The 13,075-nt window shown below is 70.1% G+C and carries 10 protein-coding genes; 9 read left to right on the forward strand and 1 reads right to left on the reverse strand.

Features of this window, described 5'->3' with window-relative positions:
• Window positions 1-68: 68 nt before the first annotated feature.
• From ACFVYF_RS25915 to ACFVYF_RS25925, 3 genes are all read left to right on the forward strand, one after another.
• The gene (locus tag ACFVYF_RS25915; RefSeq protein WP_389459070.1) at window positions 69-2,498 is read left to right on the forward strand and encodes a HelD family protein; all 2,430 of its coding nucleotides are present in this window, start codon (window positions 69-71) and stop codon (window positions 2,496-2,498) included.
• A 457-nt stretch (window positions 2,499-2,955) separates the two neighbouring features.
• On the forward strand, window positions 2,956-4,386 hold the full coding sequence (locus ACFVYF_RS25920) for an NAD-dependent malic enzyme (RefSeq protein WP_389459071.1): 1,431 nt from the start codon (window positions 2,956-2,958) through the stop codon (window positions 4,384-4,386).
• 451 nt (window positions 4,387-4,837) lie between these two features.
• Window positions 4,838-5,119 (forward strand): HU family DNA-binding protein, encoded by a 282-nt coding sequence (locus ACFVYF_RS25925; protein WP_007382399.1) that lies wholly within the window; start codon window positions 4,838-4,840, stop codon window positions 5,117-5,119.
• A 177-nt stretch (window positions 5,120-5,296) separates the two neighbouring features.
• Here the strand turns inward: ACFVYF_RS25925 and murA are convergent, their stop codons facing one another.
• Window positions 5,297-6,643, reverse strand: coding sequence for a UDP-N-acetylglucosamine 1-carboxyvinyltransferase (gene murA / locus ACFVYF_RS25930; RefSeq protein ID WP_389459073.1), 1,347 nt, complete (start codon window positions 6,641-6,643; stop codon window positions 5,297-5,299).
• Between the two features lie 251 nt (window positions 6,644-6,894).
• Here murA and ACFVYF_RS25935 point away from each other — a divergent pair, with 251 nt between their 5' ends.
• From ACFVYF_RS25935 to ACFVYF_RS25960, 6 genes are all read left to right on the forward strand, one after another.
• On the forward strand, window positions 6,895-7,467 hold the full coding sequence (locus ACFVYF_RS25935; protein ID WP_389459075.1) for a YqgE/AlgH family protein: 573 nt from the start codon (window positions 6,895-6,897) through the stop codon (window positions 7,465-7,467).
• Window positions 7,468-7,496: 29 nt separating this feature from the next.
• Complete coding sequence (locus ACFVYF_RS25940; protein WP_389459077.1) at window positions 7,497-7,802, forward strand: DUF3039 domain-containing protein; 306 nt, start codon at window positions 7,497-7,499, stop codon at window positions 7,800-7,802.
• 258 nt (window positions 7,803-8,060) lie between these two features.
• On the forward strand, window positions 8,061-9,368 hold the full coding sequence (locus tag ACFVYF_RS25945) for an extracellular solute-binding protein (RefSeq protein WP_389459079.1): 1,308 nt from the start codon (window positions 8,061-8,063) through the stop codon (window positions 9,366-9,368).
• A 4-nt stretch (window positions 9,369-9,372) separates the two neighbouring features.
• The gene (locus ACFVYF_RS25950; RefSeq protein WP_389459081.1) at window positions 9,373-10,338 is read left to right on the forward strand and encodes a carbohydrate ABC transporter permease; all 966 of its coding nucleotides are present in this window, start codon (window positions 9,373-9,375) and stop codon (window positions 10,336-10,338) included.
• Window positions 10,335-11,189, forward strand: a complete 855-nt coding sequence (locus tag ACFVYF_RS25955; RefSeq protein WP_389459083.1) for a carbohydrate ABC transporter permease — start codon at window positions 10,335-10,337, stop codon at window positions 11,187-11,189. Before ACFVYF_RS25950 ends, ACFVYF_RS25955 begins: the two co-directional genes overlap by 4 nt.
• 1 nt (window position 11,190) lies before the next feature.
• Window positions 11,191-12,831 (forward strand): beta-N-acetylhexosaminidase, encoded by a 1,641-nt coding sequence (locus ACFVYF_RS25960; protein WP_389459085.1) that lies wholly within the window; start codon window positions 11,191-11,193, stop codon window positions 12,829-12,831.
• Window positions 12,832-13,075 lie beyond the last annotated feature (244 nt).

The raw sequence follows: 13,075 nt of genomic DNA on the forward strand, positions 1-13,075 counted from the left end.
CGCGCGTAGCTTAAGGGCCCCCCTTCGCGTACGGTTGACGGCTGCCCAGCACGTCAGAAGGGGGCCCGGTGGCCGCTCAGGCTCAGCAGGAAACCGCGCTTGGCTCGGTCCATGAATCCGTACGGCACGACGCCGCCAAGGACGACTCCGTACGGGACCGGGAAATCAGCGTCGAACAGGAGCACCTGGACCGGGTGTACCACCGTCTCGAGGAGAAGATCCACGAGGCGGAATTCCTGATGAACGACGCCGCCAAGCGCGGTCAGGTCGGGACACCGGGGGCGCTCGCGGAGCGCGACGCCCAGGTGTTCCGGGCGGGAATTCACCTCAACCGCCTGAACAACGAGTTCGAGGACTTCCTCTTCGGCCGGATCGACCTGCTTCTCGGGAAGGACGGCGAGAAGGGTCCGGACGGCGCGTACACAGCGGTGGAACCGGCCGACGGCGCTGTCCGCGAGGACAACACGGCCGACATCGCGGAAACGCTTCACATCGGCCGTATCGGCGTCCTGGACGCCGACTACGCGCCGCTGGTCATCGACTGGAGGGCGCCCGCCGCGGCACCGTTCTACCGCTCCACCCCCGTCGACCCGGGCCGGGTGGTCCGCCGCCGGGTCATCCGCTCCAAGGGCCGCAAGGTGCTCGGGGTCGAGGACGACCTGATGCGCCCCGAGCTCCGGGCGACGCTGGACGGCGGTGAGCTCCCGGTGATCGGCGACGGCGCACTGATGGCCGCCCTCGGCCAGGCCCGCAGCCACACCATGCGCGACATCGTGGCGTCGATCCAGGCGGAGCAGGACCTGGTGATCCGGGCCCCCGCCGCCTCGGTGACCTACGTCGAGGGCGGCCCCGGCACCGGCAAGACGGCGGTCGCCCTGCACCGGGCCGCCTATCTGCTCTACCAGGACCGCCGCCGGTACTCGGGCGGCATCCTCATCGTCTCGCCGACCCCGCTGCTCGTGGCCTACACCGAAGGCGTCCTGCCGTCCCTCGGCGAGGAGGGCCAGGTCGCCATCCGCGCCATCGGCTCCCTGGTCGACGGGGCGGAGGCCACGCTGTACGACTCCCCCGCGGTCGCCCGCGCCAAGGGCTCGTACCGGATGCTGAAGGTGCTGCGGAAGGCGGCACGCGGGGCCCTGGAGGCCTCGTCGGGCTCCGGCCGGCCCGGCAGGGAGTCCTCCGGCCGGTCCCCGGCCGGGGCGGAGCAGCTCGCCTTCGGGGAGGAGACCGACCGGCCGCAGCCGCCGGCCGGTCCGCCCACCCGGCTGCGGGTCGTCGCCTTCGGGCGCCGGATCGAGCTGGAGGGCGGCGAGCTGGAGCGGATCCGCGACAACGCGCTCAGCGGAACCGCGCCCGTCAACCTGTTGCGTCCCCGGGCGCGCAAGCTGCTCCTGGACGCCCTGTGGGCCCGCTCCGGGTCGGGGGCGCGGCACACGGACCCCGAGCTCGCCGCCGAGCTGCGGTCGTCGTTCGACGAGGACATCACCTCGGAGGACAGCTTCATCGAGTTCCTGGACGCCTGGTGGCCGGAGCTGACCCCGCGGGGCGTGCTGGCCGCCATGGCCGACGAGAGGCGGCTCGGCCGGTGGGCGCGGCGGATCCTGAACCCCGGCGAGGTCCGCCGGGTAGCCCGCTCGCTCAAGCGGGACGGGCTCTCCGTGCACGACGTGGCGATGCTCGACGAGCTGAACTCCATCCTCGGCAGCCCCGCCCGCCCTCGCCGCAGGCGTGACCTCGACCCGCTCGACCAGCTCACCGGCCTCGACGAGCTCATGCCGGTGCGCGAGGAGACCCAGCGCGAGCGGGCCGAGCGCCTCGCCCAGGAGCGGACCGAGTACGCGCACGTCATCGTCGACGAGGCGCAGGACCTCACGCCCATGCAGTGGCGCATGGTGGGCCGCCGGGGAAGACACGCCACCTGGACGGTGGTCGGCGATCCGGCCCAGTCCTCGTGGTCCGAGCCCGAAGAGGCCGCGGAGGCCCGGGACGAGGCCCTGGGGACCCGCCCCAGGCGCCGTTTCACCCTGACGGTGAACTACCGCAACCCGGCCGAGATCGCCGAGCTGGCGGCCAAGGTCCTCGCCCTCGCCATGCCCGGGTCCCAGTCGCCGTCCGCCGTCCGCTCCACGGGCGTCGAACCGCGCTTCGCGGCCGTACGGGACTCGCTCGCCCGGACCGTCCGGGCGGAGGCCGCCCGGCTGCTCGACCGGGTGGACGGCACCGTGGGCGTCGTCGTGGCCATGAACCGGCGGGACGAGGCCGCCCGCTGGCTGTCCGGACTCGGCGACCGCGTCGTGGCGCTCGGCAGCCTGGAGGCCAAGGGCCTGGAGTACGACGCCACGGTCGTCGTCTCGCCGGCGGAGATCGCCGACGAGTCGCCCGCGGGCCTGCGTGTCCTGTACGTCGCCCTGACCCGCGCGACCCAGCAGCTGACGGTCGTCTCGGCGGACCGGGACGAGCCGGACGGGAACGGGGTGCCGGACCTGCTGCGGGACTGAGGCGGCGGCCGGGGGCGGCGAGTGACAGGCCCCCGGAGCAGCGAAGAGGCCCACGCCATGTGATGGCGTGGGCCTCTTGCACGTTCACGACACCGACCCGCCATGCTCGCCTCGCGGCAAGTGGTCGCTCGTAGCGACGAAGGTTGGGCCCGGGGGCTTGGATCGGGCCGGTGTCACGTCCACGGTAACAAACGATCCCCGCAAGGCAATTCCCGTCCCGAAAGTTCATTTCCGCGGCGCGGCTCCACCCGGGGGCCGGGGCTTCCACCGGCAGGCTACTTCTCGTATGGTGGAAGTTGTTTTCCGAAAGTCTCCCGGCCGCTGCGAACAATACGTTCGCAACCCGGGGCGGCTACCACGTACTCCGCGGTAGGTGCGACGATCGGACGACGCCGCCGGGGCGATTCCGCTCCCGCGGCGTACGCAGCGAACACGGTGAAAGCAGAGGAAGTCGGCCATGGCAACGGCGCCCAGCGTCTCCTACTCGATTACGGTCCGGCTGGAGGTGCCCGCGAGCGGTACCGCGGTCTCCCAGATCACCACGGCCGTGGAGTCCCTCGGCGGCTCGGTGACCGGCCTCGACGTGACCGCGTCCGGACACGAGAAGCTCCGGATCGACGTCACCATCGCGGCCAGCTCGACCGGCCACGCCGACGAGATCGTCGAGAAGCTCCGCGGCATCGAGGGCGTCACGCTCGGCAAGGTCTCCGACCGTACGTTCCTGATGCACCTCGGCGGCAAGATCGAGATGCAGTCCAAGCACCCGATCCGCAACCGTGACGACCTCTCGATGATCTACACCCCCGGCGTGGCCCGGGTGTGCATGGCGATCGCCGAGAACCCCGAGGACGCCCGCCGCCTCACCATCAAGCGCAACTCCGTTGCGGTCGTGACGGACGGCTCGGCCGTCCTCGGCCTCGGCAACATCGGCCCGAAGGCCGCCCTGCCGGTCATGGAGGGCAAGGCCGCCCTCTTCAAGCGCTTCGCCGGCATCGACGCCTGGCCGCTGTGCCTGGACACCCAGGACACCGACGCCATCGTCGAGATCGTCAAGGCCATCGCCCCCGGCTTCGCGGGCATCAACCTCGAGGACATCTCCGCGCCGCGCTGCTTCGAGATCGAGGCCCGGCTGCGCGAGGCCCTCGACATCCCGGTCTTCCACGACGACCAGCACGGCACCGCGATCGTCGTCCTCGCCGCCCTGACCAACGCGCTGCGCGTGACGAACAAGGCCATCGGCGACATCCGGGTGGTCATGTCCGGCGCCGGCGCGGCCGGTACGGCCATCCTCAAGCTGCTGCTGGCCGCCGGCGTCAAGAACGCCGTCGTCGCCGACATCCACGGCGTCGTGCACGCGGACCGCAAGGACCTGGTGGACACCGAAGCCGACTCGCCGCTGCGCTGGATCGCCGACAACACCAACCCCGAGGGCCTCACCGGCACCCTGAAGGAAGCCGTGCGCGGCGCCGACGTCTTCATCGGCGTCTCCGCCCCGAACGTGCTGGACGGCGCGGACGTGGCCGCCATGGCCGAGGGCGCCATCGTGTTCGCGCTCGCGAACCCGGACCCCGAGGTCGACCCGGCAATCGCCCGCCAGACCGCGGCAGTTGTCGCCACCGGCCGCTCCGACTTCCCCAACCAGATCAACAACGTGCTGGTCTTCCCGGGCGTCTTCCGCGGCCTCCTGGACGCCCAGTCGCGCACCGTCAACACGGAGATGATGCTGGCCGCCGCGACCGCCCTGGCGGACGTGGTGACGCAGGACGAGCTCAACCCGAACTACATCATCCCGAGCGTCTTCAACGACAAGGTCGCGGGCGCCGTCGCCGGCGCCGTGCGCGACGCCGCGAAGGCCGCCGGGGTGACCGAGAGCAACACGACCGCGTGAGAATGGCCCTGACGGGTACTGGGACGGTCTGAACAGCCGGCCGCGACGGACGCGTGACTGCCGGAGCGGTCGGCTGTGACGGTTGCCACGACCGCCTGGGCACCGGCGCGTCGCGGGCCGCGGCGCCCACGGCCGCCCTCTATGGTGGCGGCCAGGCTCAGGCCTTCCCAGGCCCTGCGGTCCGCTGCCGGGAGCGGACGGAGCGTCACCACACCGAGGCAGTGGCGCTTTTCGTGTGACTCCCAAGGGTGTTCGTGTGACTCCCAGGGGTGCCGGATTGGCTTTCCCGCCGCAGGTGGGGGCAGGATGCGTCTTCGGGCGCGAGGGTCTGGCTTCGGACCCGGGTCCGGGGACCGACCGAGGACCCTGGCAGCATCGGCTTCGCCGCATCCAACGTGCGGCTTCGCCGCGTGGCACGCCTCAACGGCAAGAAGAACACGGGAGTAACAACATGAACCGCAGTGAGCTGGTGGCCGCGCTGGCCGACCGTGCCGAGGTGACCCGCAAGGACGCCGACGCCGTTCTGGCCGCGTTCGCCGAGACCGTCGGCGAGATCGTCGCCAAGGGCGACGAGAAGGTCACCATCCCCGGCTTCCTGACCTTCGAGCGCACCCACCGTGCCGCTCGCACCGCGCGCAACCCGCAGACCGGCGACCCCATCCAGATCCCCGCCGGTTACAGCGTGAAGGTGTCCGCGGGCAGCAAGCTCAAGGAAGCCGCCAAGGGCAAGTAAGGCCTACGCCGCCCGCGTCACGGGAGGCGCACGGCAGAGCAGTACGCCAATGGGGCGGCCCCCTTCACCAGGGGCCGCCCCATCGTCGTACGCGCGGTACGGAGCCCGGGAGGCCCCGGAGCCACGTACCCGCCGCACGGGGCTCCGGGCGATCCCGGAACCCCGTACCCGGGCCGTCTAGCCGAGTGCCTTGCCCGGCAGCTCGACCTTCGCACCGAGCTCCACGAGCTTCTCCATGAAGTTCTCGTAGCCGCGGTTGATCAGGTCGATGCCGTGGACGCGGGAGGTCCCCTGGGCCGCGAGGGCGGCGATCAGGTACGAGAAGCCGCCGCGCAGGTCGGGGATGACCAGGTCGGCGCCCTGGAGCTTGGTGGGGCCCGAAACGACGGCGGAGTGCAGGAAGTTGCGCTGGCCGAAACGGCAGACCGAACCGCCGAGGCACTCGCGGTAGAGCTGGATGTGCGCGCCCATCTGGTTGAGCGCCGAGGTGAAGCCGAGGCGGGACTCGTACACCGTCTCGTGGATGATCGACAGGCCCGTGGCCTGCGTCAGCGCCACGACCAGCGGCTGCTGCCAGTCGGTCTGGAAACCGGGGTGGACGTCCGTCTCCAGCGCGATCGACTTCAGCTGGCTGCCCGGGTGCCAGAAGCGGATGCCCTCGTCGTCGATCTCGAAGGCGCCGCCGACCTTCCGGTAGGTGTTCAGGAACGTCATCATCGAGCGCTGCTGGGCGCCGCGGACGTAGATGTTGCCCTCGGTCGCCAGCGCGGCGGACGCCCACGAGGCGGCCTCCAGGCGGTCCGGGAGGGCCGCGTGGGTGTAGCCGCCGAGCGAGTCGACACCGGTGATCCGGATCGTCCGGTCGGTGTCCATGGCGATGATCGCGCCCATCTTCTGCAGGACGCAGATGAGGTCCTCGATCTCGGGCTCCACGGCCGCGTTGGCGAGCTCGGTGACACCCTCCGCCAGCACGGCGGTCAGCAGCACCTGCTCGGTCGCGCCCACCGACGGGTACGGCAGCTGGATCTTCGTGCCGCGCAGCCGCTGCGGGGCCTCCAGATACTGCCCGTCCGCCCGCTTCTCGATCTTCGCGCCGAACTGCCGCAGCACCTCGAAGTGGAAGTCGATCGGCCGGCCACCGATGTCACAGCCACCGAGACCGGGGATGAACGCGTGCCCCAGCCGGTGCAGCAGCGGGCCGCAGAACAGGATCGGGATACGCGACGAACCCGCGTGGGCATCGATGTCAGCGACGTTGGCGCTCTCGACGTGCGACGGGTCCATCACCAGCTCGCCCGGTTCCTCGCCGGGGCGGACCGTCACGCCGTGCAGCTGGAGCAGTCCGCGCACGACCCGCACGTCACGGATGTCCGGGACGTTGCGCAGCCGGCTCGGAGCGCTGCCCAGCAGCGCCGCGACCATGGCCTTCGGTACGAGGTTCTTCGCACCGCGGACACGGATTTCGCCCTCGAGCGGGGTTCCGCCGTGGACAAGCAGTACGTCATCAGAGCCGTTGACGGTCATGAATCTCGCGTTCCGGTGAGGTGGGCAGGGCCGAAGACGTAAGCGTAATGGCCGTCCACCCCCCTTAAGTAAGCCCAAGGACCTCCCAGGTACGTCATAGCTTTGCCACAACACGAACCGCTCCGCACCGGGCACACGGGGTCACCGACCGCAAAGTGCGCGGGGCCCGCTCCTGTGCGCCCTGAGCTGCATTCACTCGCGTACCGGCATTGGCTCCCCACGCGGCGGGAAGATGCGGGATCATGTCTGGCATGACCGAGGTGTCCTCGCTCACAGGGCGACTGCTCGTGGCCACGCCCGCCCTGGCGGACCCCAACTTCGACCGTGCGGTGGTGCTGCTCCTCGACCACGACGAGGAGGGCTCCCTGGGCGTCGTCCTCAACCGGCCCACACCGGTCGACGTCAGCGACATCCTCGAAGCCTGGGCGGACTTGGCCGGCGAGCCCGGTGTCGTCTTCCAGGGCGGTCCGGTCTCCCTCGACTCCGCGCTGGGCGTCGCGGTCATCCCCGGGGACGTGGCGGGGGAACAGACACCGCTGGGCTGGCGCCGGGTGCACGGCGCCATCGGACTCGTCGACCTGGAGGCCCCGCCCGAACTGCTCGCCGCCGCCCTCGGCTCCCTGCGGATCTTCGCCGGATACGCGGGCTGGGGCCCGGGCCAGCTGGAGGACGAACTCGTCGAGGGCGCCTGGTACGTCGTGGAGTCGGAACCCGGAGACGTCTCGTCCCCGTCACCGGAACGCCTGTGGCGCGAGGTCCTCCGCCGCCAGCGCAACGAACTGGCGATGGTGGCGACGTATCCGGACGACCCTTCGCTGAACTGACGGGCTCGCGCTTCAGTACCCTTGGCGTCATGAGCACTCTTGAGCCTGAGACCCAGCCCCAGCGAGGTACTGGGACGGGGACCCTCGTAGAGCCGACGCCGCAGACGTCGCACGGCGACGGTGACCACGAGCGCTTCGCCCACTACGTCCAGAAGGACAAGATCATGGCGAGCGCCCTCGACGGCACGCCCGTCGTGGCCCTCTGCGGCAAGGTGTGGGTCCCGGGACGCGACCCGAAGAAGTACCCCGTGTGCCCCATGTGCAAGGAGATCTACGAGTCCATGGGCGCCGGCGGCGACAAGGACAACGGCAAGGGCGGCGGCGACAAGAAGTAACGCCCTCGCGTCCGGGGACGGGACGCGGCACGCCGCGCGGACGAGCACGACCGCGGTGCCCGATGGAGGGCGCCGCGGTCTTTGTCGTACCCGGGGGCGGTGTCGCGCCTCCGGCCGTTGCACGGAGTGCGTCTCGGGGTCACAGAGTGGTAGAGACCTCTTGTGGGCATGTTCATGTACTCCATAGCCTCCGGTGTGTTGTGCAGGGCAAAACCGCCATTGCGTATGTTGCAACGCACCCCCACCGGAGGATGCTCGATGAAGCTCTCTGTCCGAATGGCCGCGCCCCTGGCCGCCCTTGTGGCCGCCGGTCTGACCGTCACCGCCTGCGCCCCCCAGACGTCCGACAACTCCTCCTCCGGCAAGGACGACAAGAGCGGCACCCTGCGCGTCTGGCTCTTCCAGGAGGTCAGCAACGCGCCCAAGGAGAAGGTCGTCGACGCGGCCGTGGCCGACTTCGAGAAGGCACACAAGGGCGCCGAGGTGAAGGTCGAGTACATACCCGTCGAGACCCGGGCCCAGCGCATCAAGGCCGCCTTCAACGACCCCAGGAGCGCGCCGGACGTCATCGAGTACGGCAACACGGACACGGCCGGATACGTGAAGGACGGCGGACTCGCCGACGTCACCAAGGAGTTCACCGACTGGAAGGAAGCCAAGGAAACCGACCCGACCGCCAAGCAGTCCGTGACGGTCGACGGAAAGATCTACGGCGCGCCCTTCTTCGTCGGCGTCCGAGCCCTCTACTACCGCACGGACGTCTTCGAGGAACTCAACCTCCAAGTGCCCAGAACGCAAGGCGAGCTGGCCGACACCGCGCACGCCATCCGGGCGGCCAGGCCCGACCTGTACGGGCTCGCGGTCGGCGGCGCGTACACGTACGGCGCGATGCCCTTCATCTGGGCGAACGGCGGCGAACTCGCCCAGGGCAAGGGCGGCTCGTACGCCTCCACCATCGACAGCGCCGACGCCCAGAAGGGCATCAAGGCCTACACCTCGCTCTTCGGCGACACCAACTGTCCGGCCGCCAAGTGCGCCGGCATGGGCGGCAACGACACGGTCACCGCGTTCGCCTCGGGCAAGGCGGGCATGGCCATCGGCGGCGACTTCAGCCACGCGGCGATCGAGGCGGGCAAGGTCAAGGGCAAGTACGCCGTCGTACCGCTGCCGGGTCTGAAGGCGGGCGAGATCGCGCCGGCGTTCGCGGGCGGCAACAACGTCGGCGTGCTGAAGAGCACCTCGCACCGCACGCTCGCCGTCGACCTGATGAAGCAGCTCGCTTCGAAGAAGACCCAGGGCGAACTCTTCGACGCCATGGGCTTCCTGCCGACGTACACCGATGTGCGGGACGACGTCGCCAAGAAGGAGCCATTCGTCGAGCCGTTCGTGAAGACGCTCGCCGCGGGCGCCAAGTTCGTCCCCGCCTCGCCCGCCTGGGCGCAGATCGACGCGTCGCTCGTCCTGCCGACGATGTTCCAGGAGGTCGTCAGCGGCAAGAAGGACGTGCCGGCGGCCTCGAAGGACGCGGCGAAGAAGATGAACGACGCGTTCAGCTCCGTGGGCTGAGCCGATGGCAGCGCACGACACGCTCACCGAACGGGCCGGCGCGGGCGGCCACACGGCCGCCAGGGCCGCGCCGGGTCCTCGCCCGGACCGGCGCGGGCGCGCCGGCTGGACCCCCTGGCTCTATCTCGCCCCCGCCCTGGTCGTCCTCGGCGGCCTGCTCGTCTACCCCATCTACCAGCTCGGCCTGATCTCGTTCCTGGAGTACACCCAGGCGCAGGTCAGCGGAGGCGAGCCGACCACCTTCGAGGGCTTCGGCAACTACGCGGCGCTCTTCGGCGACGACCAGTTCTGGCAGGTACTCCTCGCCACCGTGGTGTTCGCGGCCGCGTGCGTCGTCTCGACGCTCGCGGTCGGCTGCGCGCTGGCCGTGCTGCTCACCCGGGTCCGCGCGCTGCCGCGGCTGGCGTTGATGCTGGCGGCGCTCGGCGCCTGGGCGACGCCGGCCGTCACCGGCTCCACGGTGTGGCTGTTCCTCTTCGACCCCGACTTCGGCCCGGTCAACCGGGTCCTCGGGCTCGGCGACCACTCCTGGACGTACGGGCGCCTGAGCGCCTTCGCCCTCGTCCTGCTCGAAGTGGTCTGGTGCTCCTTCCCGTTCGTGATGGTGACGGTGTACGCGGGGATCAGGGCCGTACCGGGCGAGGTGCTCGAAGCGGCGTCGCTGGACGGTGCCTCGCAGTGGCGGATCTGGCGCTCGGTGCTGGCGCCGATGCTCCGGCCGATCCTGGTGGTCGTCACCATCCAGTCGGTCATCTGGGACTTCAAGGTCTTCACGCAGATCTACGTGATGACCAACGGCGGCGGGATCGCCGGGCAGAACCTCGTACTGAACGTGTACGCGTACCAGAAGGCGTTCGCGTCGTCGCAGTACAGCCTCGGCTCGGCGATCGGTGTGGTGATGCTGCTCATGCTGATGGCGGTCACGCTCGGGTACCTGCGTCTGCTGCGGCGGCAGGGGGAGGAACTGTGACACTCGTGCCCGGGTTCGTACGGCGCCCGCGGCGGCCGTGGCGGCTGGCCGCGGAGGCCTCGGCGCTGCTGATCGCGGTGGTCGTGGCCTTTCCCCTGTACTGGATGGTGCTGAGCGCCTTCAAGCCGGCGGGGGAGATCGAGTCCAGCCAGCCGCGGCCCTGGACGCTCTCGCCGTCGCTGGATTCCTTCCGGCGCGTGTTCGGACAGCAGGAATTCGGCCGTTACTTCGTCAACAGCCTGGTGGTGGCCTGCTCGGTGGTCGTCGTCTCGGCGCTTGTCGCGTTTCTCGCGGCGACGGCGGTGACACGATTCCGCTTCCGTTTCCGGACCACTCTGCTGATCATGTTCCTCATCGCGCAGATGGTGCCGGTGGAAGCGCTGACGATCCCGCTCTTCTTCCTGATGCGGGACTTCGGACAGCTCAACACGCTGGGCTCGCTGATCCTGCCGCACATCGCCTTCTCGCTGCCGTTCGCGATCTGGATGCTGCGGGGTTTCGTGAAGGCCGTTCCGGACGCGCTGGAGGAGGCCGCGTACATCGACGGGGCGAGCCGGGCGCGATTCCTCTGGCAGATCCTTTTCCCGCTCGTCTTCCCGGGGCTGGTGGCGACGAGCGTCTTTTCGTTCATCTCGGCCTGGAACGACTTCCTGTTCGCCAAGTCCTTCATCATCAGCGACACCTCGCAGTCCACTCTGCCGATGGCTCTTCTCGTCTTCTACAAGCCCGACGAGCCGGACTGGGGCGGCGTGATGGCGGCTTCCACGGTGATGACGATTCCGGTGCTGGTCTTCTTCGTACTCGTACAGCGATGGCTGGTCTCCGGACTGGGCGGCGCGGTTAAGGACTGACGTGAGTGATGTGATTCCGGCGCCGCGTGCCGTCGAGGGCCCGACGCACGGCGGTGTCTCCCTGGGCGCGGAGACCACCCTGTGGGCCGCGCCCGGCACGGGCACCGCGGAACGCCTCCTGCGCTCCACCCTCGGCGCGGCCCTCGGCCTGCCGCTGCCGCCCGGGCCGGAGGATGCCACCGACTCCGTGCGGCTGCGGCTTGACGACTCGCTGGAACGGGAGGCGTACCGGCTCGACGTGGTCGCCGGCTCGGGCATCGAAATCACCGGCGGCAGCGCGGCCGGGGTGTTCTGGGGCGCTCAGACACTGCGTCAGCTCCTCGGCCCCGATGCCTTCCGGCGCGCTCCCCTCCGCCCGGGCAGCACGTACGGCATCGCGCACCAGACCATCGAGGACGGGCCACGCTTTCCCTGGCGCGGTCTGATGCTCGACGTCTCCCGGCACTTCATGCCCAAGGACGGGGTCCTGCGCTATCTCGATCTCCTGGCCGCGCACAAACTCAACGTCTTCCACTTCCATCTCACCGACGACCAGGGATGGCGCGTCGAGATCGAGCGGTATCCGAAGCTGACGGAGGCCGGATCCTGGCGGGCGCGGACAAAATCCGGCCATCGCGCCTCGCCGCTGTGGGAGGAGAAGCCGCACGGGGGCTTCTACACGCAGGACGACATCCGCGAGATCGTCGCGTACGCGGCCGAGCGGCATATCGCCGTCGTCCCCGAAATCGACATCCCGGGGCACTCGCAGGCCGCCATCGCCGCGTATCCGGAACTGGGCAACACCGACGTCATCGACACGACCTCCCTCTCCGTCTGGGACAACTGGGGCGTATCCAAGAACGTACTCGCCCCCACTGACAACACCCTGCGCTTCTACGAGGGGGTGTTCGAGGAACTCCTCGGTCTGTTCCCGGCGGACGCGGCGCCGTTCTCGGAGTTCTTCCACATCGGCGGCGACGAGTGCGCCAAGGACCAGTGGCGGCAGTCGCCCACCGCGCAGGCCCGCATCAAGGAACGGGGGCTCGCGGACGAGGACGAGTTGCAGTCCTGGTTCATCCGGCACTTCGACAACTGGCTCTCCGCGCGCGGGCGTCGGCTGATCGGCTGGGACGAGATCCTGGAGGGCGGCCTCGCGCCGGGGGCCGCGGTGTCCTCGTGGCGCGGCTACCGGGGCGGCATCACGGCCGCCCGCGCGGGCCACGACGTCGTCATGTGCCCGGAGCAGCAGGTGTACCTGGACCACCGTCAGGACGGCGGCGCCGACGAGCCGGTGCCCATCGGATACGTGCGCACCCTGGAGGACGTGTACCGCTTCGAGCCCGTACCGCCGGAGTTGACGCCCGAGGAGGCGCGGCACGTGCTGGGCACCCAGGTCAACGTGTGGACCGAGGTGATGGAGGACCACGCGCGCGTGGACTATCAGGTGTTCCCCCGGCTCGCGGCCTTCGCCGAGGTCGCCTGGAGTGTCCTGCCCGCCCCCGCCGAGCGGGACTTCGCGGACTTCGAGCGCCGGATGACCGCCCACTACGGGCGACTTGACGCCCTGGGGGTGGCCTACCGCCCGCCCGCGGGACCGCATCCGTGGCAGCGGCGGCCCGGGGTGCTCGGACGCCCGATCGAGGGGGCGCCCCCGAACGTGTGAGGGGAGTGGCGAGCGGCGTGTCCCGGGGGCCCCGCCCTGGGACGGTGGTCCCACAAGGCGAAAAGCGGCACAAGGGTCACCGAAGAGTGCCAATCGGCGTGGACCGGTGATGCCGTCCTAAAACGGACCATCTCCCTGGTGAGAGGGGCGAATGCCTCCTAGCGGACCCCCGCGTCGGGGACCGGGGAAGATGTGCCAGAGTTGCCACGTCCGCCCTGTCAGCACGTACCGTACGCGCAACACA

This window comes from Streptomyces sp. NPDC058274 (assembly GCF_042881375.1).
Taxonomy (GTDB): Bacteria; Actinomycetota; Actinomycetes; order Streptomycetales; family Streptomycetaceae; genus Streptomyces.

Excerpts from the sequence above, each read along its gene's own strand:
- ACFVYF_RS25945 (WP_389459079.1), top strand. The coding sequence starts at position 8,061 with ATGAAGCTCTCTGTCCGAATGGCCGCGCCCCTGGCCGCCCTTGTGGCC.
- ACFVYF_RS25935 (WP_389459075.1), top strand. The coding sequence starts at position 6,895 with ATGACCGAGGTGTCCTCGCTCACAGGGCGACTGCTCGTGGCCACGCCC.
- ACFVYF_RS25920 (WP_389459071.1), top strand. The coding sequence starts at position 2,956 with ATGGCAACGGCGCCCAGCGTCTCCTACTCGATTACGGTCCGGCTGGAG.
- ACFVYF_RS25950 (WP_389459081.1), top strand. The coding sequence starts at position 9,373 with ATGGCAGCGCACGACACGCTCACCGAACGGGCCGGCGCGGGCGGCCAC.
- murA (WP_389459073.1), bottom strand. The coding sequence starts at position 6,643 with ATGACCGTCAACGGCTCTGATGACGTACTGCTTGTCCACGGCGGAACC.
- ACFVYF_RS25925 (WP_007382399.1), top strand. The coding sequence starts at position 4,838 with ATGAACCGCAGTGAGCTGGTGGCCGCGCTGGCCGACCGTGCCGAGGTG.
- ACFVYF_RS25940 (WP_389459077.1), top strand. The coding sequence starts at position 7,497 with ATGAGCACTCTTGAGCCTGAGACCCAGCCCCAGCGAGGTACTGGGACG.